The 18,667-nt window shown below is 60.6% G+C and carries 18 protein-coding genes; 8 read left to right on the top strand and 10 right to left on the bottom strand.

Annotated features, from left to right (window positions below):
- Nucleotides 1-80: 80 nt before the first annotated feature.
- A complete protein-coding gene (locus AOA60_RS28995; protein WP_099587241.1) occupies nucleotides 81-977 on the top strand; it encodes a LysR substrate-binding domain-containing protein in 897 nt (298 codons plus the stop codon).
- Here the strand turns inward: AOA60_RS28995 and AOA60_RS28990 are convergent.
- Together AOA60_RS28990 and kynU are read right to left on the bottom strand one after the other, a co-directional pair.
- Complete coding sequence (locus tag AOA60_RS28990; RefSeq protein ID WP_099587240.1) at nucleotides 923-2,329, bottom strand: amino acid permease; 1,407 nt, start codon at nucleotides 2,327-2,329, stop codon at nucleotides 923-925. The two genes, AOA60_RS28995 and AOA60_RS28990, sit on opposite strands and share 55 nt — an antisense overlap.
- A gap of 72 nt (nucleotides 2,330-2,401) precedes the next feature.
- Complete coding sequence (gene kynU / locus AOA60_RS28985; protein WP_099587239.1) at nucleotides 2,402-3,652, bottom strand: kynureninase; 1,251 nt, start codon at nucleotides 3,650-3,652, stop codon at nucleotides 2,402-2,404.
- 144 nt (nucleotides 3,653-3,796) lie between these two features.
- Between kynU and AOA60_RS28980 the strand changes: the two genes are divergently transcribed.
- The gene (locus AOA60_RS28980) at nucleotides 3,797-4,270 is read left to right on the top strand and encodes an Lrp/AsnC family transcriptional regulator (RefSeq protein WP_003194103.1); all 474 of its coding nucleotides are present in this window, start codon (nucleotides 3,797-3,799) and stop codon (nucleotides 4,268-4,270) included.
- A 273-nt stretch (nucleotides 4,271-4,543) separates the two neighbouring features.
- On the opposite strand, the gene catA is transcribed toward AOA60_RS28980, so the two are convergent.
- From catA to AOA60_RS28965, 3 genes are read right to left on the bottom strand one after another with little or no spacing between them, the layout of a single operon-like run.
- Complete coding sequence (catA, locus tag AOA60_RS28975) at nucleotides 4,544-5,473, bottom strand: catechol 1,2-dioxygenase (RefSeq protein ID WP_099587238.1); 930 nt, start codon at nucleotides 5,471-5,473, stop codon at nucleotides 4,544-4,546.
- Between the two features lie 41 nt (nucleotides 5,474-5,514).
- Nucleotides 5,515-5,805 carry a muconolactone Delta-isomerase gene (gene catC / locus AOA60_RS28970; RefSeq protein ID WP_099587237.1) on the bottom strand — a complete coding sequence of 97 codons (291 nt, stop codon included), beginning with the start codon at nucleotides 5,803-5,805 and terminating at the stop codon, nucleotides 5,515-5,517.
- Between the two features lie 12 nt (nucleotides 5,806-5,817).
- Nucleotides 5,818-6,945: a muconate cycloisomerase family protein gene (locus tag AOA60_RS28965; RefSeq protein ID WP_099587236.1), complete on the bottom strand. Its 1,128-nt coding sequence runs from the start codon at nucleotides 6,943-6,945 to the stop codon at nucleotides 5,818-5,820.
- Between the two features lie 114 nt (nucleotides 6,946-7,059).
- On the opposite strand from AOA60_RS28965, the gene AOA60_RS28960 reads away from it, so the two are divergent.
- Nucleotides 7,060-7,935 carry a LysR family transcriptional regulator gene (locus tag AOA60_RS28960; protein WP_099587235.1) on the top strand — a complete coding sequence of 292 codons (876 nt, stop codon included), beginning with the start codon at nucleotides 7,060-7,062 and terminating at the stop codon, nucleotides 7,933-7,935.
- Nucleotides 7,936-7,939: 4 nt separating this feature from the next.
- Here AOA60_RS28960 and AOA60_RS28955 read toward each other — a convergent pair whose 3' ends face one another.
- Nucleotides 7,940-8,932: a helix-turn-helix domain-containing protein gene (locus AOA60_RS28955; protein WP_099587234.1), complete on the bottom strand. Its 993-nt coding sequence runs from the start codon at nucleotides 8,930-8,932 to the stop codon at nucleotides 7,940-7,942.
- Nucleotides 8,933-9,247: 315 nt separating this feature from the next.
- Between AOA60_RS28955 and antA the strand changes: the two genes are divergently transcribed.
- The 4 genes from antA to AOA60_RS28935 all read left to right on the top strand — a co-directional run bounded on the left by antA (nucleotide 9,248) and on the right by AOA60_RS28935 (nucleotide 13,708).
- On the top strand, nucleotides 9,248-10,639 hold the full coding sequence (gene antA, locus AOA60_RS28950; protein ID WP_099587233.1) for an anthranilate 1,2-dioxygenase large subunit: 1,392 nt from the start codon (nucleotides 9,248-9,250) through the stop codon (nucleotides 10,637-10,639).
- Nucleotides 10,639-11,130, top strand: a complete 492-nt coding sequence (gene antB / locus AOA60_RS28945; protein WP_099587232.1) for an anthranilate 1,2-dioxygenase small subunit — start codon at nucleotides 10,639-10,641, stop codon at nucleotides 11,128-11,130. The genes antA and antB overlap by 1 nt, the downstream gene beginning before the upstream one ends.
- 94 nt (nucleotides 11,131-11,224) lie before the next feature.
- Nucleotides 11,225-12,232 carry an anthranilate 1,2-dioxygenase electron transfer component AntC gene (gene antC / locus AOA60_RS28940; RefSeq protein ID WP_099587231.1) on the top strand — a complete coding sequence of 336 codons (1,008 nt, stop codon included), beginning with the start codon at nucleotides 11,225-11,227 and terminating at the stop codon, nucleotides 12,230-12,232.
- Between the two features lie 72 nt (nucleotides 12,233-12,304).
- Complete coding sequence (locus tag AOA60_RS28935; protein ID WP_099587230.1) at nucleotides 12,305-13,708, top strand: amino acid permease; 1,404 nt, start codon at nucleotides 12,305-12,307, stop codon at nucleotides 13,706-13,708.
- A 159-nt stretch (nucleotides 13,709-13,867) separates the two neighbouring features.
- On the opposite strand, the gene kynA is transcribed toward AOA60_RS28935, so the two are convergent.
- Together kynA and kynB are read right to left on the bottom strand one after the other, a co-directional pair.
- Nucleotides 13,868-14,725, bottom strand: coding sequence for a tryptophan 2,3-dioxygenase (gene kynA / locus AOA60_RS28930; RefSeq protein WP_015885870.1), 858 nt, complete (start codon nucleotides 14,723-14,725; stop codon nucleotides 13,868-13,870).
- Nucleotides 14,722-15,372: an arylformamidase gene (kynB, locus tag AOA60_RS28925; protein WP_099587229.1), complete on the bottom strand. Its 651-nt coding sequence runs from the start codon at nucleotides 15,370-15,372 to the stop codon at nucleotides 14,722-14,724. Before kynB ends, kynA begins: the two co-directional genes overlap by 4 nt.
- A gap of 298 nt (nucleotides 15,373-15,670) precedes the next feature.
- Here kynB and AOA60_RS28920 point away from each other — a divergent pair, with 298 nt between their 5' ends.
- Nucleotides 15,671-16,015: a cupin domain-containing protein gene (locus AOA60_RS28920; RefSeq protein ID WP_015885872.1), complete on the top strand. Its 345-nt coding sequence runs from the start codon at nucleotides 15,671-15,673 to the stop codon at nucleotides 16,013-16,015.
- A gap of 122 nt (nucleotides 16,016-16,137) precedes the next feature.
- Here AOA60_RS28920 and mmsB read toward each other — a convergent pair whose 3' ends face one another.
- Nucleotides 16,138-17,025 carry a 3-hydroxyisobutyrate dehydrogenase gene (mmsB, locus tag AOA60_RS28915; RefSeq protein ID WP_099587228.1) on the bottom strand — a complete coding sequence of 296 codons (888 nt, stop codon included), beginning with the start codon at nucleotides 17,023-17,025 and terminating at the stop codon, nucleotides 16,138-16,140.
- Nucleotides 17,026-17,040: 15 nt separating this feature from the next.
- Nucleotides 17,041-18,558: a CoA-acylating methylmalonate-semialdehyde dehydrogenase gene (locus AOA60_RS28910; RefSeq protein ID WP_099587227.1), complete on the bottom strand. Its 1,518-nt coding sequence runs from the start codon at nucleotides 18,556-18,558 to the stop codon at nucleotides 17,041-17,043.
- Between the last annotated feature and the right edge of the window lie 109 nt (nucleotides 18,559-18,667).

The following is an 18,667-nucleotide window of genomic DNA, read 5'->3' as shown; positions in this document are numbered from 1 at the left end:
ATGTGCGCTGGAAATTCGCCATATACTGAGGCTGCCTCTTGTTTTGCGGGAGGCTGAAGGCCTCATCGAGAACCCCAGCCATGCACTTTGACCTCACCGACCTGCGCCTCTACCTGCACACCCTCGACACCGGCAACATCACCGCCGGCGCCAGCCGCAGCCATTTATCCCTGGCGGCGGCCAGCGCCCGCATCCGTGCGATGGAAGCGTCTTTTGGCATTGAACTGCTGGAGCGCGGCCGTCGTGGCGTTACCCCCACCGCCGCCGGTAAGGCTCTGGCCCGCCATGCGCGCCTGCTGCTGCAACAGGCCGAGCACCTGCAACAGGACCTGGCGGAATACGCCAACGGCATCAAAGGCCAGGTGCGCCTGCTGTGCAACACCACGGCGCTCAGTGAATACCTGCCGGAACTGTTGGCGGATTTTCTGCGCGAACACCCCAACCTCGACATCGACCTGCAGGAATTGCCCAGCCTGCGCATCACCCAGGCCTTGCGCCAGGGCACGGCGGATCTGGGCATCATCTCCGATGCGGTGGATACCCACGGTTTGCAGACCCTGCCCTTTCGCGATGACCCACTGGTGCTGATCATGCCCCTGGATCATCCCTTGGCTGCCAGCCCGGTGAGTTTTATCGACAGCCTGCCACACGATTACGTCGGCCTCGCGGCCCACAGCGCACTGGCGGTGTACCTGGAAGAGCAAGCGCTGAACGCGGGGTTTCGCTTACACACGCGCATCCGCGCCGAGGGCTTTGATGGGGTGATTCGGATGGTCGCACGGGGCGCTGGCTTGGGCATCGTGCCCCAGGCCGCGCTGGATCGCTGGCCTTTGGAGCGCCACTTCAAGGCCCAGCCTCTGGCAGAAGACTGGGCCCGCCGACAGCTATTGCTGTGCACACGTTCGTTCGAGCAACTGCCCGGTTACGCCAAAGCCTTGTTCGACGCCTTGGCCCTGCCCTTGCGGAAGAACCCGTAATACACCGCCGACAGAATCAGCAGGAATGGCACGCCAAACACCAACGTCATCTTGAACGCCTCGGTGAAATACGTGGTGATCATCACCGCGCCCATCAGCACCAGGCCCAGCAAGGTGCTGTAGGGAAACAGGCGCAGCTGGAATGAGAGCTTCGGCCCGCCGTGACGCTTGCGATAACGGCGGAAAAACAGGTGCGTGAGGAAGATCATGAACCAGGTGAAGATCGCGCCGAACATCGAGATCGCCATCATCAAGGTGAATGAGCTTTGCGGGTACACCACATTCAACAAGGTCGCCAGGGCAATGCCCGAACTGGACAGCAGCAGCGCATTCAGCGGGATGCCGCTTTTGCTCAGGGCGCCCATGGACTTGGGCGCGAAGCCGGCGCGGGACAAGCTGAACATCATGCGCGTGGTGATGTAGAGCTGGCTGTTCATCGCCGACAGCGCGGCAATCAGGATCACAAAGTTCATCACCCCGGTGGCGCCGGGAATGCCGATGGTCTGCATCACCGTGACGAACGGGCTCTGGGTCTGCCCGGCCTGGCTCCACGGCACGATGGCGAGCATCAGCGCCAGGGTCAGCAGGTAGAACACCACCAACCGCACGATGGTTGCGCGAAAGGCCTTCTTCACCGCCTGCTCCGGGTCGGCGGCTTCACCGGCAGCCACCGCGATCATCTCCACGCTGAGGTAGCTGAAGATCGACACAATCACCGCGATCCACATGCCGCTCAAGCCATGGGGGAAAAATCCGCCGTGTGCGGTGTAGTTCTGCACGCCGTAATCCGGGTTGCCGGAGCCGAACACCACGTACACGGCCAGGATGATGAAGCCGACAATGGCGCTGATCTTGATGGTGGAAAACCAGTATTCGAAGTTACCGAAGGTCTTCACGCTGATCGCATTGAGCACAATCAGCACACTGGAAAACGACACGATCCACACCCACTCCGGCACGTTGGCGAACCAGTACTTCATGTACATCGCCACCGCCGTGACCTCGGCGCCCACCGCCAGCACAATCGCCGCCCAGTAGGCATAACGCACCAGGAACCCGGCCAGCGGGCTGATGTAGAACTCGGCGTAGGCGCCGAAGGAGCCCGAGGTGGAATGGGCCACCGTCATCTCTGCCAGACACCCCATCAGCAGCAAAGTGATCAGCGCGCCGATGGCGTAACTCACCAGTACACTCGGCCCGGCATAACCGATGGCATAGGCGCTGCCCATGAACAGCCCGGTGCCAATGGCACCACCGATGGCGATCATGCTCATCTGGCCGGAAGTCAGCTGGCGCCGCAGGCCCAGTTCGCGTTGGGTGATTTCGGCAAAGCCGGTGTCGGGTGTGGTCACGTTGGTGTGCCTCTTTATTATTGTGGTTGCACTGTTTGGATATTGTCGCGGATCCCTGTGGGAGGGGTTTAATCAGGTAACGCTGTGGCGGACTTTGAATTGCGGCTGGTCCCAGGTGTTTTCGTCGAGAATCTCACCGAGGATTTCCACGGCGTCCCACACCTCGGTAAAGCTCGTATACAACGGCGTAAACCCAAACCGCATAATCCGCGGCTCGCGGTAATCACCGATCACGCCACGGGCAATCAGGGCCTGGATCACCGCATAACCTTCAGGGTGCTCAAAGCTCACATGGCTACCGCGCCGCGCATGTTCACGCGGAGTGATCAACACCAGGCCGTGCGCCGCGCAACGGGCTTCAACCAGCTCGATAAACAGGTCAGTCAACGCCAGGGACTTGCTGCGCAGGCTGGCCATATCGGTCTGTTCGAAAATCTCCAGGCCACACTCCACCATCGCCAGCGAAGTGATCGGCTGGGTGCCGCACAGGTAGCGGGCGATGCCGGCGCTCGGCGCATAGTTGGACTCCATGGCGAACTGCCGGGTATGCCCGAACCAGCCCGACAGTGGCTGACGCACCAAGTCCACCAGCGCCGGATTAACCCACACGAACGCCTGGGAGCCGGGGCCGCCATTGAGGTACTTGTAGGTGCAGCCAATCGCGTAATCGGCTCCCGCGTTGTGCAGGTCGATGGGCACCGCGCCTGCCGAGTGCGCCAAGTCCCAGATACTCAGCGCACCACATTCATGGCTCAAGGCAGTGAGCGCCTGCATGTCGTACATGTAGCCGGTCTTGTAGTTGACGTGAGTGAGCATCACCACCGCCACATCGCCGTCGATGGCCTGGGGCAGTTCATCCGGGCTGTTCACCAGACGCAGGGAGTAACCCTGTTGCAGCAACTCGGCCAGGCCTTCGGCGATGTACAGGTCGGTGGGAAAGTTGCTCGCTTCGCTGACGATCACCTTGCGCGCGGGTGCGCGTTGGCGCTGCACCGTCAGCGCCGCGCTGAGCACTTTGAACAGGTTGATGGAGGTGGTATCAGTGATCACCACTTCACCGTCCCGCGCACCGATCAGCGGTGCCAGGCGATTGCCCAGCCGCTGTGACAAATCCGCCCAGCCCGCGCTGTTCCAACTGCGGATCAAGCCATTGCCCCACTCCTGCGCAATCACCTGTTGCGCCCGCGCCAGCGATGCCGCCGGGCGGGCGCCGAGGGAGTTGCCATCGAGGTAAATCACGCCCGCAGGCAAGGTGAACTGATTGCGCAACGGCGCCAGCGAATCCTGGGCGTCGAGGGCTTGGCAATGGCTTCGGGTGGTCATGGTCTGTCCTGGTTTTTATAAGTGAAGATGGACTAGATAATGAACGAAGATTTACAGAATTTTCGTGCAAAGTGGTGGGCAACCAGCTAATTAAGCTGTAGGAAATTCGAAGTTAACCCCCAAATACGCGGATTTATTCTAACCATGATTCTTGACGCCACCGACCTGCGCCTCCTGCATTTCCTGCAACAGGATGGCCGTATCAGCAACCAGGAACTGGCGGAAAAAGTCGCGCTGTCGCCCTCCGCCTGCCTGCGCCGTCTGCGCCTGCTGGAGAGCGAAGGCATCATCAGCGGCTACCGCGCGGTGCTGAACGCCGAACAATTGGGGATCGAGCTGGAAGCCATCGTCCACCTGTCGTTGCGCCAGGACGTGGAGGATTGGCATGAGACCTTTATCAAGAAGGTCCAGGGCTGGCCGGAAGTGGCCAGCGCCTATGTGATCACCGGCGCCAGCAACTATGTACTGCGGGTACAGGCGCGCAACCTCAAGCACTTCTCGGACTTTATCGTGAACCACCTGAACCGCACGGCAGGGGTGATGGATATACGCTCGGAGATTGTGTTGCAGAAGATCAAGGATCGGGATGAGGTGTTGGATTTGGTGCTGCGCAAATAACTGAAACACCATAAATCCAATGTGGGAGGGGCGGTGCGACGATTCGACTTGCCCCCGATAGCAGTGTGACAGTCACTGAATATTTGGCTGATGCACCGCCATCGGGGCATGGGTATCTACACAACTCTCAAAGGCTTATACATAACTCTGTGGTGAGCGGGCTTGTCCCGCTCACCACAACAGCCCAGTTGCCATAGATTCAGCATCCACGGGAAGTTGTGTAGATACCTATGGCCATCGGGGGCAAGCCCCCTCCCACAATTTTGACCGCATTTAGTCTTCGAGGGCACGAACCCGCTGCATGCGTTTCTGTTCTATCGGCGCGTCAGCCACCTGCAATTCAAAGTCAAAATCAATCTGCGCAAACCGCCCTTGCACACCAAACTCCCGCGCCAGTTGCTGATCGTCACTGAAGCGAATTTCAGCAATCAATTCATCCCGCGTCGCGTAGGCGAAGTCATCGTGCAGGTAAGGATCGTCCGACAGGTTGATCTGGGTGGTCAGGTGCCGGTGGCCCGGCGCCGAGATAAAGAAGTGGATATGCGCCGGCCGCTGCCCATGACGCCCGAGCTGATCAAGCAGTTGCTGGGTCGGCCCGGTCGGCGGACAGCCATAGCCGGACGGCACGATGCTGCGAAAACGGTAGTTGCCCTGGGCGTCGGTCTCGATACGGCGGCGCAGGTTGAACTCCGACTGAGCGGGATCAAACCACGAATAAGTGCCGCCGGTGTTGGCCTGCCATACATCCACGATCGCCCCGGCCAACGGCTTGCCGTCGGTGTCGCGCACCTGCCCGCGCATGAACAGCGGCACCGCCGCATCTGTCCCATCATCCAGGCGCGCTTCGTACGTGGACAGCGGCGCACCGGCCACATACAGCGGGCCTTCGATGGTGCGCGGGGTGCCGCCGGATTTGCCGGCTTCTTCGTCGGCGGCGTCCATCAACAGGTCCAGGTAGTGTTCCAGGCCCAGCCCGGCGGCGAGCAGCCCGGCTTCCTGATTCTTGCCCAGCTCGTTGAGGTAGTTGACCGCCTTCCAGAACTCTTCAGGGGTCACGTCCAAGTCTTCGATGATGTTCACGGTGTCGCGCAAAATCCGGTAGATCAGCGCTTTGGTGCGCGGGTTACCGCCGTCATTGAGGTTGCCGCTGGCTTCTTCGAGAAACCGTTGGGCGTGGGCAGTCTGGGACAGTCGGGTGGACATGGTGCAATCCTCATCTTGTAATTATTGGGTGTAGAGCAGGCTCAACGGTCGTCCTCATGGATCGACGAAGGGTGTCGGCACAGGGCGTTCACTTCGACGGCCATGTAGGGATAAAGCGGCAGTTGCATCAGCAGGTCGTGCAGTTCTTGCACGCTGTCGACGTCGAACACGCTGTAGTTGGCGTAGAGCCCGGCGATGCGCCACAGGTGGCGCCATTTGCCCTGCTGCTGCAGGCGCTGCGCCAGGGCTTTTTCGTCGGCCTTGAGGCTGGCGGCGCGCTCGGGGTTCATGTCGACGGGCAGGTTCACGGTCATTTTTACGTGGAACAACATGGCAGGCGCCTCTTAGTGTTTATCACGACGCAAGAACGCCAGGCGCTCCTCGTCGATGGCCAGGCCCAGGCCCGGCGCGTGGGAAACATGCAGCTGGAAATCGCGGTACACCGGCGGTTCGGTGAGGATGTCTTCGGTGAGCAGCAGCGGGCCGAACAGTTCGGTGCCCCACGCCAATTTGTCGAGGGTCAGGAACGCATGGGCCGAGGCCAGGGTGCCGATGCCGCCTTCCAGCATGGTCCCGCCGTACAGACCAATACCGGCGGCTTCGGCAATCGCCGCCGTGCGTAACACCGCACGTGGGCCGCCGTTCTTGGCGATCTTGAGGGCGAATACCGACGCCGCACCTTCACGGGCCAGGTTGAAGGCATCCTCGACACACTCGATGGACTCATCCGCCATGATCGGCGCCGGGCTCGACAGGTTCAGCCGCGCCATGCCGCCACGGTTGTTGCGCGAAATCGGTTGTTCGATCAGGTCGATACCGTTGTCGCCCAGTACCTTGCAGGCCCGCAGGGCGACGGCTTCATCCCAGGCCTGATTGACGTCGACGCGCACACTGGCGCGCTCGCCCAAAGCCTTTTTGATTGCGATCACATGGGCCAGGTCGCGGCCTACTTCGCCTGCGCCAATCTTCAGTTTGAAGATGCGGTGGCGGCGCAGGTCGAGCATCTTTTCAGCCTCGGCAATGTCTTGCTCGGTGTTGCCACTGGCCAAGGTCCAGGCCACCGGCAGCGCGTCACGCACGCGACCGCCGAGCAGTTCGCTCACCGGCAGGTTCAGGCGCTTGCCCAGCGCATCGAGCAACGCACTTTCAATCCCGGATTTGGCAAAGGTATTGCCGCGAATACTGCGCTCCAGGCGCAACATGGCGGCGTTGATGTTGCTGGCGTCCTGGCCGATCAACAGCGGCGCAAAGTGGCGGTCGATGTTGATCTTGATGCTGTCGGGGCTTTCGTTGCCGTAGCTCAGGCCGCCGATGGTGGTGGACTCACCGATGCCTTCGATGCCATCGGCGCAACGCACGCGGATGATCACCAGGGTCTGGTTTTGCATCGTGTGCATTGCCAGCTTGTGCGGGCGGATGGTGGGGAGGTCGACGATGATGGTCTCGATCGACTCAATGGCGCAAATCGGCATGGCAATACCCGTTGGGTTCTTTATAGGTTTGCGCTGATTCTGTTCCCGGTCTTTCCAGGGGGCCAATATAGAATTGGTCTCGAACAATACTCTTAAGGTATGAAAGGAGCCGTCATGGAGCTGCGTCATCTGCGCTATTTCCAGGTGCTGGGCGAAACCCTCAACTTCACCCGCGCCGCCGAACGCCTGCACATCGCACAGCCGCCATTGAGCCGGCAGATCCAGCAACTGGAGGATGAGCTGGGCGTGATTCTGCTGGAGCGCGGCCGACCGCTGCGGCTGACTGAAGCCGGGCGGTTTTTCTATGAGCACGCCAATGTGTTGCTGGAACAGTTGAACAAGGTCTGCGACAGCACCCGGCGCATCGGCCAGGGTGAAAAGACCTGGCTGGGCATCGGTTTTGCGCCCTCGACCTTGTATGGCGTGTTGCCCGAGCTGATCCGCCGCCTGCGCAGCCATGAGGCGCTGGAGCTGGAATTGGGCCTGTCGGAGATGACCACCTTGCAGCAGGTCGAAGCGCTCAAGGCTGGGCGCATTGATGTGGGGTTCGGGCGTATCCGCATCGACGACCCGGCCATCGACCAGCGCGTACTGGTGGAGGATCGGCTGGTGGCGGTGCTGCCTGCCGGGCATGCGCTGCTCACCGCCCCCGTCACCCTTGCCCAACTGGCCGCCGAGCCCTTTGTGCTGTACCCCGGCAACCCGCGCCCCAGTTATGCCGACCATGTGATCGCCCTGTTCGACACCCACGGCTTGAGCCTCAAGGTGGCGCAGTGGACCAACGAGCTGCAGACCGCGATTGGCCTGGTCGGCGCGGGCATGGGCGTGACGCTGGTGCCCGCCTCGGTGCAGGTGCTGCATCGGGCGGACATCGGTTACACGCCGATTGTGGAAACCACAGCGACCTCGCCGATTATTCTCAGCCGAAGGGTGAATGATCAGTCGCCGGGGCTCAGGCATTGTTTGCAGTTGGTTGAAGAGCTGATCTGAAGGGTCAGAGGCTGCGTAGGCGATTGCGCTGCAAGGTCTGGCTGGGAGATTCATCAAAGAGTTTTCTGTACTCCGCCGAAAACCGCCCAAGGTGGGTAAAGCCCCACCCCAGGGCGATCTCGGAGATGGTGCGGATAGAGCCATGTTCAAGAATTTCCTGGCGCACCGCACCCAGTCGGTACTTCTTCAGGTAGGCCATCGGCGACAAGGCAAAGTACTTGCGGAACGCGTCGAACAGCTTGAAGCGCGACACGCCCGCGGCGGCTTCCAAGTCTTCCAGGTGCACCGCTTCGCGGGCGTTGTCGTGAATGTACTGACGCGCGCGGATCAAATAATGCGGCAGCTTCACGCCGAGTACGTCGCGCAGTTCCTCGGAGTAGTTATTCGGCTGGGCCAGGATCAAACCCTTGATCAGCGAGCTTTCCAGGTCGCGGGTAAACGCGGCCTGCTCGTACAGCTCGCTGCTGCGCTCCAACTCGGCGATAAAGTAGCGCGCCATGCGCCACCACGACGCCGGGGCACCGTCCACCGCGTCCATCACGGATTCAAAGCGCAGCGGCGCGTCAATGGGCCGTTGCAGCAAACCTTCCAGGGATTCACTCATCGCCGCCCGCGTAATCACCACTTGCAGCTTGCGGCAGTCGCCGGAAATCGCCAGCACCTGGTGCTCGTTGGGCGAGATGATCACGCCTTGATCGCGGTTGGAACTCAGGCGCTCACCGTTCTTGCTCAACTCCTGTTCACCCACCAGCGGCAGGCTGAGGCTATAGCTGCTGAAGTGCTCGGCATCCTCGATGTCGATGGTCACGTCAGTGCCGTACTCGATCACACCCAACGTCGTGGCGCGGGACTTGAACACATTGGCGCTGTGGTGGAAACGCAGGCGTTCGGGGGTCGTCGTCGCCAGGCGGTGCGGCCCGCAGATGCCGGACATCCAGCTGCGGGCGCCTTCCAGGTCGAAGCGTTGGATATGGATATCGCGTGTCTGGCTGCTCATCAGGGTGCACCCACGGCGGTTAGGCGTTTGCGCGCTCTGGCGGCGCGTCGTTATCGTTATTGGACAGCAAGTTCTGCGCCACGCCGGCAGTATCGCCACTGAGTGGATAGCAACGGCCGACTATGTGGATAAGTCACCGCGTTTCACGTCCCTTGCGCCCTCTGACAGTAGCGCATGGCGTTACCCCGCCGCACCGTGTTGGGTACTGCGCGCCCAACTTTGCGGCCCATCTTCCCCCATTAAGCGGATAGCCCGCGCCCTGCCCCGCTGCCTCTAATAAACCACCGATTAGCCCCTATCAAAAAGGTGCCTCCCATGAGTGGTGCAAGAAGCGTCGAGCAGTGGAAAAGCTTTATCGACAGCTGCCTGGATTTTCGTCCGGCAGACGAAGTGTTCCGTATCGCCCGGGACATGTTCACCGAGCCTGAGCTGTTCGACCTGGAGATGGAACTGATCTTCGAAAAGAACTGGATCTACGCCTGCCACGAAAGCGAACTGGCGAATAACCACGACTTCGTGACCCTGCGCGCCGGGCGCCAGCCGATGATCATCACCCGCGATGGCGAAGGCCAGCTTAATGCGCTGATCAACGCCTGCCAGCATCGCGGCACCACCCTGACCCGCGTCGGCAAGGGCAACCAGTCGACGTTTACCTGCCCGTTCCACGCCTGGTGCTACAAAAGCGATGGCCGGCTGGTGAAGGTCAAGGCGCCGGGGGAATACCCGGAGGGTTTCGACAAAGCCACCCGCGGCCTGAAAAAGGCGCGCATCGAAAGCTACAAGGGTTTTGTGTTTATCAGCCTGGACGTGAACGGCACGAACAGCCTGGAAGACTTCCTCGGCGACGCCAAAGTGTTTTTCGACATGATGGTCGCGCAGTCCGCCACCGGTGAACTGGAAGTGCTGCCGGGCAAATCCGCCTACACGTACGACGGCAACTGGAAGCTGCAGAACGAAAACGGCCTGGACGGTTATCACGTGAGCACCGTGCACTACAACTACGTGGCCACCGTGCAGCATCGCCAACAGGTCAATACCGAGAACGGCACCGCTGCAGGCACAACACTGGACTACAGCAAACTCGGCGCGGGTGATGCGAACACCGATGACGGCTGGTTCGCCTTCAACAATGGCCACAGCCTGTTGTTCAGCGACATGCCCAATCCCTCCGTACGTTCCGGCTACAACACCATCATGCCGCGCCTGGTGGAAGAGCACGGCCAGCAAAAAGCCGAATGGATGATGCACCGCCTGCGCAACCTGAATATCTACCCGAGCCTGTTCTTCCTCGACCAGATCAGCTCGCAGTTGCGCATCATCCGCCCGGTGGCGTGGAACAAGACCGAAATCATCAGCCAATGCCTGGGGGTGAAAAACGAGTCCGACGCCGACCGCGAAAACCGCATTCGCCAGTTCGAGGACTTCTTCAACGTATCGGGCATGGGCACGCCGGACGATTTGGTGGAGTTTCGCGAAGCCCAGCGCGGTTTCCAGGGGCGCCTGGAGCGCTGGAGCGATATATCCCGTGGCAGCCATCGCTGGGAAACCGGGCCGACGCCCAACAGCGAAGCCATCGGCATCCAACCGGCGATGACCGGCACCGAATTCACCCACGAAGGGCTGTACGTCAACCAGCACCGCAATTGGCAACAGTTCCTGCTCAATGGCCTGGACAAACAAGCGCTGACACTGCGGGAGGTGGAATGATGAACGCGCAATTGCAGTACCGGATCGAGCAGTTCTTCTACCGCAAGTCCGAACTCTGCGACGCCCAGGACTGGGACGGCTATGTGCAGTTGTTCGACCCGCAGAGTGAATTCCACCTGCCGCAATGGGACTCGGAACATGTGTACACCCGCGATCCCAAACGCGAGATGTCGCTGATCTACTACGCCAACCGTTCCGGCCTGGAAGACCGCATCTTTCGCCTGCGCACCGGCAAGGCCGCGTCAGCCACGCCAATGCCGCGCACTTTGCACCTGATCAATAACGTGCGCATTGCCGAACAGGCGGATGGCGCGCTGGAGGTGAAGCTGAACTGGCACACGCTGTTCTATCGGCTGGCGACGTCGGAGCAGTTTTACGGACAGGCCACCTACAGCCTCAAGCCCGATGGCGACAGCTGGTTGATCACCCGCAAGCACGCGTTGTTGCTCAACGACACCATCAACTCGGTGCTGGATTTCTATCACCTCTAAAGCGCCCTTGTTGTTGTGGTGAGCATGCTTTTTGTGGTGAGCGGGCTTGCCACAACAACCCGTGCGTACGTCATAAATAGGTGGGGAACAACACATGAATCACAAAGTGGCCTTCAGTTTTGCCGACGGCAAGACCCTGTTTTTCCCGGTGGGCGCCAATGAAATCCTGCTGGATGCAGCCTTGCGCAATGGCATCAAGATCCCGTTGGACTGCCGCGAAGGTGTGTGCGGCACCTGCCAGGGTCGTTGCGAATCGGGCGATTACACCCAGGATTACGTGGACGACGAGGCCCTCTCCAGCCTCGACCTGCAACAACGCAAGATGCTCAGTTGCCAGACGCGGGTGAAGTCCGACGCCACCTTTTACTTCGACTTTGATTCAAGCCTGTGCAATGCGCCGAACCCGGAGCAGGTGCGCGGGACAGTCAGCAAAGTGCAGCAGGTGTCGGCCAGTACAGCGATTCTCTACGTGCAATTGGACGCGCCGCTGGAGTTTCTGGCCGGCCAATATGCACGCCTCTCGGTGCCTGGCACGAACAGTTGGCGCTCCTACTCGTTCGCCAACCTGGCGGGCAATCAATTGCAGTTCCTGATCCGCTTGCTGCCCGATGGGGTGATGAGCAACTACCTGCGTGAGCGCTGCCAAGTCGGCGATGAACTGCTGATGGAGGCACCGCTGGGTGCGTTCTACCTGCGGCATGTCACCCAGCCGCTGGTGCTGGTCGCCGGTGGCACTGGGTTGTCGGCGCTGCTGGGCATGCTTGATCAACTGGCTGCCACCGGCTGCGAGCAGCCGGTGCATCTCTACTACGGCGTGCGCGGCGCCGAGGATTTATGCGAAGCGCCACGCATCGCGGCCTACGCGGCGCAACTGCCGGGTTTTCGCTACACCGAAGTCCTCAGCGACGCCGCAGATGAATGGCCGGGCAAGCGCGGCTACCTGACCCAACATTTCGACCTGGCCGAATTGCGGGACAGATCGGCGGATATGTATGTGTGCGGCCCCCCTCCGATGGTCGAATCCATCCAACAATGGCTGTCGGATCAGGCACTTGATGGCGTTCAGCTGTATTACGAAAAGTTTACGCAGAGTAATATCTGACTCCTCAGCACTTCTGAGGGGCGGGTGCGGCGTGCAATCAACCCCAAGAAAAACAAGTAGAAGGGAACGTTAATGGCGGATGACATGGTTAACCCGGTAGGCCTCAAGCGTGGCCTGAAGAACCGGCATATTCAGCTGATCGCCTTGGGAGGGGCGATTGGCACGGGATTGTTCCTCGGCTCGGCCGGGGTACTCAAGTCGGCGGGCCCGTCGATGATCCTGGGCTACGCGATTGCAGGTTTCATTGCGTTCCTGATCATGCGCCAGCTCGGCGAGATGATCGTCGAAGAACCGGTGGCCGGCTCCTTCAGCCACTTCGCACACAAATACTGGGGCGGTTACGCGGGCTTCCTCGCCGGCTGGAACTACTGGGTGCTCTACGTGCTGGTGGGCATGGCCGAACTGACGGCCGTGGGCAAGTACATCCAGTTCTGGTGGCCGGAGATCCCGACCTGGGTCAGCGCGCTGGTGTTCTTTGTCGCGGTGAACCTGATCAACACCCTGAACGTGAAGTTCTTCGGTGAAACCGAGTTCTGGTTCGCAATCATCAAAGTGGTGGCGATTGTCGGCATGATCGTGCTCGGCTGCTACCTGCTGTTCAGCGGCACCGGCGGCCCGCAAGCATCCGTCAGCAACCTGTGGAGCCACGGCGGGTTCTTCCCGAATGGCGGCATGGGGCTGTTGATGTCGATGGCGTTCATCATGTTCTCGTTCGGTGGCCTGGAGTTGGTAGGCATCACCGCCGCCGAAGCCAGCGAACCGCGCAAGGTGATCCCCAAGGCGATCAACCAGGTGGTCTACCGGATCCTGATTTTCTACGTCGGCGCCCTGACCGTACTGCTGTCGCTGTACCCATGGGACCAACTGCTGCAAACCCTCGGCGCGTCGGGCGACGCGTACAGCGGCAGCCCGTTTGTGCAGATCTTCTCGCTGATCGGTAACGACACCGCTGCGCACATCCTCAACTTCGTGGTGCTGACGGCGGCGCTGTCGGTGTACAACAGCGGCGTGTACTGCAATAGCCGCATGTTGTTTGGCCTGGCCGAACAAGGCGATGCGCCCAAGGCGCTGATGAAGCTCAACAAGCAAGGCGTGCCACTGCGAGCCCTGGCGATTTCGGCGTTGGTGACGATGCTGTGCGTGGTGGTCAACTACGTGGCGCCGCAAAGTGCCCTGGAGTTGCTGTTTGCGCTGGTGGTTGCGTCGCTGATGATCAACTGGGCGCTGATCAGCATCACTCACATCAAGTTCCGCAAGGCCATGGGTGAGCAAGGCGTGACGCCATCGTTCAAGACCTTCTGGTTCCCGTTCAGCAACTACCTGTGCCTGGCGTTCATGCTGATGATCATCAGCGTGATGCTGGCGATCCCGGGGATTCGCGAGTCGGTGTATGCGATGCCGGTGTGGGTGGGGATTATCTACATTGCCTATCGGATGCGGGTTCGCAAAAGCAACGCGGTAGTGAACGCACAGTGATTCCTGTGGGAGCCCGGCTTGTGTGGGAGCCGGGCTTGCCCGCGATGCAGACGACTCGGTTTACAGTGAGACCCAAGTGATGCCATCGCAGGCAAGCCAGCTCCCACAGTTTTGAATGCATTCCAAATGAAAAAGCCCCGGTAATCCGGGGCTTTTTGTTTAGAGCGTGGAACGTACTCGCCAGAGCTCTGGGAACAGCACGGTGTCGAGCATCTTGCGCAAATACCCCACCCCTTCCGTGCCGCCGGTGCCCGGCTGGAAGCCGATGATGCGCTCAACCGTGGTCACATGGCGGAAGCGCCACTGGCGGAACGAGTCTTCCAGGTCAATGAACTTCTCGGCCAACTGATACAAGTCCCAATACCGGTTCGGATCGCGATACACCTCGCGCCACGCCGCCTCCACCGACTCGTCGTGCACGGTCGCTGCGGTCGGGTCACGCTCGGCACGTTTCGGATCAATCGCCAGGCCCGCCTTGATCATCAGGTTGATCGCTTCGTCATACAGCGACGGCGTGGCAATCGCCACTTTCAACTCGTTCAACAGCTCCGGCCGATGGGCATGGGGCCGCAACAGCGCCGCGCTTTTATTGCCGAGGATAAATTCGATCTCACGGTACTGGAACGACTGGAACCCGGACGATTGCCCCAGGAACGGGCGGATCGCCTTGTATTCCGACGGGGTCATGGTCGCCAGCACGGCCCACGCATGAACCAGTTGGTCAAAGATCCGCGACACCCGCGCCAGCATCTTGAACGCCGGCGGCAACTCGCCCAGGCGCACATGTTCGCGGGCGGCCTTGAGTTCGTGGAGCATCAGTTTCATCCACAATTCAGAGGTCTGGTGCTGGATGATGAAGAGCATTTCGTTGTGGTCTGGCGACAGCGGGTGCTGGGCGCTGAGGACTTTGCCCAGGTCCAGGTAATCGCCGTAGCTCATGGACTCGGAAAAATTCAGTTCGGCGTTATGCCATTCTTCCGGCGGTTGGTAATCAGCAGAAAAGGGACATTGGCTCATCGCGTGGGCTCCTTGAGCGGACGGAGAATGGCGCGGACCGGGCTGGCGTCCAGGTTGGCAAAGCGTAGCGGCAGGGCGATCAGTTCATAGTCGCCCTCCGGTACGTCATCGAGCACGATGCCTTCGAGAATCGCCATGCCATGCCGGGCTACGGCGTTATGGGAATCCATGGTCTTGGACTGTTGCGGGTCCAGCGAGGGCGTGTCGATACCGATCAAGCGCACGCCCAGGCTGGCGAGCAGCTCAATGGTCTGCGGCGCGATGGCGGTGAAGTCCGAGTCCCACTCAGTCAGTGGCGCTTGTGGATAAGTGCGCAGCAACACCCGCTCCGGCAGGTTATCCACACGGCCTTCCAGTTGATGCGGTTGCACCAGCGCGCCGCTGGCGAGGCAATGCAGCACCCGGCATGGGCCCATATACACGTCCAACGACACCTCGCCGATTGGCGCGCCGTCTGCGCTGTAGTGCAGCGGTGCGTCCACGTGGGCGCCGGTGTGCGGCGACAAGGTAATGCGCCCCACATTCACCGGGCACTCCGGGCCAAACTGCCAGACGCGCTCTTCCTGGAACGGCGTATCACCCGGCCAGGTCGGGGTCGCCGTACTCAAGGGTGGGCTGATGTCCCACCACGTTTTTATTGGGTTCATTTGAAGGCTCTCGGCGGTTACTGAAGTGAATGATACGAGGGCCAGCTGTGAATTTTCTTGCGAATTCTGGCGCGAGGCGGGAAATCTTTCGCACTTACTGCGAGGAAATCGCCTCTTTACGCTCAGAAGTGTCGCCTGGCCACAGTGGAGCTGCCACCAGGGATTAATGATTGACCTCGCTGTACCAGCAGAACCGTATTCACCTGCGCTTCTGGGCATCCCGATGTCGAGTTCAGACCACTGGCAGAACGCTCAAGGCCTTAGGGTGCATCTTTCCATTCCCTGCCTCGGAGCCATCATGTCCAAGCCCATCACCGTACTGCGCGACACCCATCCCCTGCCGGTCCTGGATGCCTGCAAATGGGAGAAACTGGAAGGCGACCCGCACACCGTCAACCTCAACGCCTACACCAGCGAAGACGGCAGCAAGATCATGGGCACCTGGATCTGCACCCCAGGCAAGTGGTACGTGGACTACGTGAAATGGGAATACTGCCACTTCCAGGAAGGCTACTGCATCATCACCCCTGAAGGGATGGAGCCGATCCATTTGCGGGCTGGGGATATCTTCGTGGTAGAGCCGGGGATGAAGGGGACGTGGGAAGTGGTTGAGACAGTGCGTAAGTATTTTGTGTTTGCCTGATTTGCGGTGCACCGATTGGTTGGGGTAAGCCACTTATCAGCGGTGCACTCGCTTTGTGCGGTGAGCGGATTTGCCCCGCGCTGGGCAAGCCCGCTCACCACAATGCTCGCCCCCGAATGCCCTTACTTGGGCTTGCGATAGCTGTTGATGATCGCCGAGAAGTCCTTGCCCCCCTCCCCACGCTGGCTCATCGATTGGTACAACTGCTGGGCCACAGCCCCCAGGATCACCGGCTGTTTCGCCTGACGTGCCGCCTCGGTAGCCAGGCCCAAATCCTTGAGCATCAGGTCGGCACCAAACCCGCCGGTATAACCCCGGGATGACGGCGCGGTTTCAATCACGCCCGGCCATGGGTTGTAGGTGTCCGAACTCCAGCAGCGCCCGGTGGAGCTGTTGATGATCCCGGCCAGCACTTGGGTGTCGATGCCCAGCGCATCGCCCAGCGCCATGGCTTCGCTGACGCCGACCATGCTGATGCCCAGCAGCAGGTTGTTGCAGATTTTGGCGATTTGCCCGGTGCCCACAGCGCCACAGTGCACAATGTTGCGCCCCATCTGCGCCAGCACCGGTTGCAGGGTGGCGAACAGTTCCGGGGTGGCGCCAACCATGAACGTCAAGGTCCCCGCTTGTGCACCACCGGTGCCACCGGAAACCGGCGCGTCTGCCATCACCACGCCTTGCCTGGCCGCCGCCGCCGCCACATCGCGGGCGGTCTGCGGGTCGATGGTGCTGCAATCCACGGCAGGTACGCCATTGCCGATCCCGGCTAATACACCGTCTTCATTCAGCCACACGCTGCGCACATGGGCGGCAGCGGGTAGCATGGTAATCACCAGTTCAGCGCCTTGGGCCGCATCACGCGGCGAGTCGCTGATGCTGCCGCCCAGCTCGGCGAGTTCCTTGAGTACCGTCTGGTTCAGGTCGAACAGATTCAGCGCGTGGCCAGCCTTGATCAGGTTGCGGGCCATGGGCGCGCCCATGTTGCCCAGGCCGATAAATGCAATCTTCATGGTCGTCTCCCGGAATCAGCGCAGGTTGATGGTGGTGTTCACGCCATCGTTGACCGTGTCGTCATCGAACCAGCGGCTGGTGACGGTTTTGGTCTGGGTATAGAACTGCACCACTTGCTTGCCGTACGGACCGAGGTCGCCAAGTTTGGAGCCACGGGAGCCAGTGAAGCTGAAGAACGGTACCGGCACTGGGATCGGGATGTTGATGCCGACTTGGCCTACATCGATTTCACTCTGGAACTTACGCGCCGCTGCACCGCTTTGGGTGAACAGGCCTGTCCCGTTGCCGAACGGGTTGGCGTTAACCAGCGCGATGGCCTGGTCGAGGGTGTCGACTTCCAGCACCACCAGCACCGGGCCGAAGATTTCCTGGGTGTAGATCTGCATATCGGTGGTCACACCGGAGAACAGGGTCGGGCCGACAAAGTTGCCTTGCTCGAAGCCCGGCACCTGGATGTCACGGCCGTCCAGCTCCAACTTGGCGCCTTCTTTCACGCCGCTTTCGATCAACTCCAGGATGCGGGCCTTGGCACGCTTGGAAATCACCGGGCCTACATCAGTCCCGGCTTCACTGCCGGCATTGACCTTGAGTTTCAGCGCCAGCGCCTTGAGGTCCGGCAGCCACTGTTTGGCCGCTCCCACCAGCACCACCACCGAGGTGGCCATGCAACGCTGGCCCGCTGCGCCGAAACCGGCACCGACCAAAGCATTGAGGGTATGTTCGCGGTTGGCATCCGGCAGCACCACGGCGTGGTTCTTGGCGCCCATCATCGATTGCACGCGCTTGCCGTGCTTGCCGGCCAAGTCGTAGACATGCGTGCCGACGGCGGTGGAACCCACAAAGGACACGGCCTTGATGTCTTTATGGGTGCACAGTGCATCCACTACATCCTTGCCGCCGTGCACCACGTTGAGCACCCCTGGCGGCACACCGGCTTCCAGCGCCAGTTCTACCAGCAACAGGGTCGACAGCGGGTCTTGCTCGGAAGGCTTGAGTACGAAGGTGTTACCGCAGGCGATGGCCATCGGGAACATCCACAGTGGGATCATCGCCGGGAAGTTGAAGGGGGTAATACCGGCGCATACGCCGATGGGTTGGCGCAGGGTGTAGGTGTCGACGCCGCCCGCGACGTTTTCAGCGAATTCGCCCATCTGCAAAGTACCGATGGAGCACGCATGCTCGACCACTTCCAGGCCACGGAAAATATCGCCCTCGGCATCGGCAATGGTCTTGCCCTGCTCGGCGCTGAGGACTACGGCGATGCGCTTGGAATGTTCACGAATGAGGGCTTGCAGCTTGAGCATGATGCGCATGCGTGCGCCGATCGGCGTCAGCTTCCAGGTCTGGAAGGCGCGATGGGCGGCGTCGATGGCGGCGTTGACTTCATCGGCCGTGGCGAACGGGACTTTGGCCAGCACCTCTTGGGTGGCCGGGTTGACGATGTCTTGCCATTGGGAGGTCTTGGACTCGACCCACTCGCCATTGATCAGCAACTTGACCTGTTTAACGGAAATATCGGCAGATGCGTTCATGTGGTCTCCAACTCTTATATTTATATACAGAGACAAGGCGCGTGGATCGCCTTGAAGAATGAGGCGTTCGGACTGTTTTTGGAGTATAGATGTGCAAATCTCTAATAAG

The sequence above is a fragment of the Pseudomonas sp. 2822-17 genome, from assembly GCF_002742485.1.
GTDB classification, from domain to species: Bacteria; Pseudomonadota; Gammaproteobacteria; order Pseudomonadales; family Pseudomonadaceae; genus Aquipseudomonas; species Aquipseudomonas cyclaminis.
This window is presented reverse-complemented; position numbering and strand designations above follow the sequence as displayed.

What these genes read in the sequence shown, in the direction of transcription:
- kynA (WP_015885870.1), bottom strand. Translation starts at nt 14,725, where the DNA reads ATGAGCCAATGTCCCTTTTCTGCTGATTACCAACCGCCGGAAGAATGG.
- kynU (WP_099587239.1), bottom strand. Translation starts at nt 3,652, where the DNA reads ATGACCACCCGAAGCCATTGCCAAGCCCTCGACGCCCAGGATTCGCTG.
- AOA60_RS28965 (WP_099587236.1), bottom strand. Translation starts at nt 6,945, where the DNA reads ATGCCGATTTGCGCCATTGAGTCGATCGAGACCATCATCGTCGACCTC.
- mmsB (WP_099587228.1), bottom strand. Translation starts at nt 17,025, where the DNA reads ATGAAGATTGCATTTATCGGCCTGGGCAACATGGGCGCGCCCATGGCC.
- catC (WP_099587237.1), bottom strand. Translation starts at nt 5,805, where the DNA reads ATGTTGTTCCACGTAAAAATGACCGTGAACCTGCCCGTCGACATGAAC.
- AOA60_RS28935 (WP_099587230.1), top strand. Translation starts at nt 12,305, where the DNA reads ATGGCGGATGACATGGTTAACCCGGTAGGCCTCAAGCGTGGCCTGAAG.
- kynB (WP_099587229.1), bottom strand. Translation starts at nt 15,372, where the DNA reads ATGAACCCAATAAAAACGTGGTGGGACATCAGCCCACCCTTGAGTACG.
- antC (WP_099587231.1), top strand. Translation starts at nt 11,225, where the DNA reads ATGAATCACAAAGTGGCCTTCAGTTTTGCCGACGGCAAGACCCTGTTT.
- AOA60_RS28910 (WP_099587227.1), bottom strand. Translation starts at nt 18,558, where the DNA reads ATGAACGCATCTGCCGATATTTCCGTTAAACAGGTCAAGTTGCTGATC.
- AOA60_RS28960 (WP_099587235.1), top strand. Translation starts at nt 7,060, where the DNA reads ATGGAGCTGCGTCATCTGCGCTATTTCCAGGTGCTGGGCGAAACCCTC.
- AOA60_RS28980 (WP_003194103.1), top strand. Translation starts at nt 3,797, where the DNA reads ATGATTCTTGACGCCACCGACCTGCGCCTCCTGCATTTCCTGCAACAG.
- antB (WP_099587232.1), top strand. Translation starts at nt 10,639, where the DNA reads ATGAACGCGCAATTGCAGTACCGGATCGAGCAGTTCTTCTACCGCAAG.
- AOA60_RS28995 (WP_099587241.1), top strand. Translation starts at nt 81, where the DNA reads ATGCACTTTGACCTCACCGACCTGCGCCTCTACCTGCACACCCTCGAC.
- antA (WP_099587233.1), top strand. Translation starts at nt 9,248, where the DNA reads ATGAGTGGTGCAAGAAGCGTCGAGCAGTGGAAAAGCTTTATCGACAGC.
- AOA60_RS28920 (WP_015885872.1), top strand. Translation starts at nt 15,671, where the DNA reads ATGTCCAAGCCCATCACCGTACTGCGCGACACCCATCCCCTGCCGGTC.
- catA (WP_099587238.1), bottom strand. Translation starts at nt 5,473, where the DNA reads ATGTCCACCCGACTGTCCCAGACTGCCCACGCCCAACGGTTTCTCGAA.
- AOA60_RS28955 (WP_099587234.1), bottom strand. Translation starts at nt 8,932, where the DNA reads ATGAGCAGCCAGACACGCGATATCCATATCCAACGCTTCGACCTGGAA.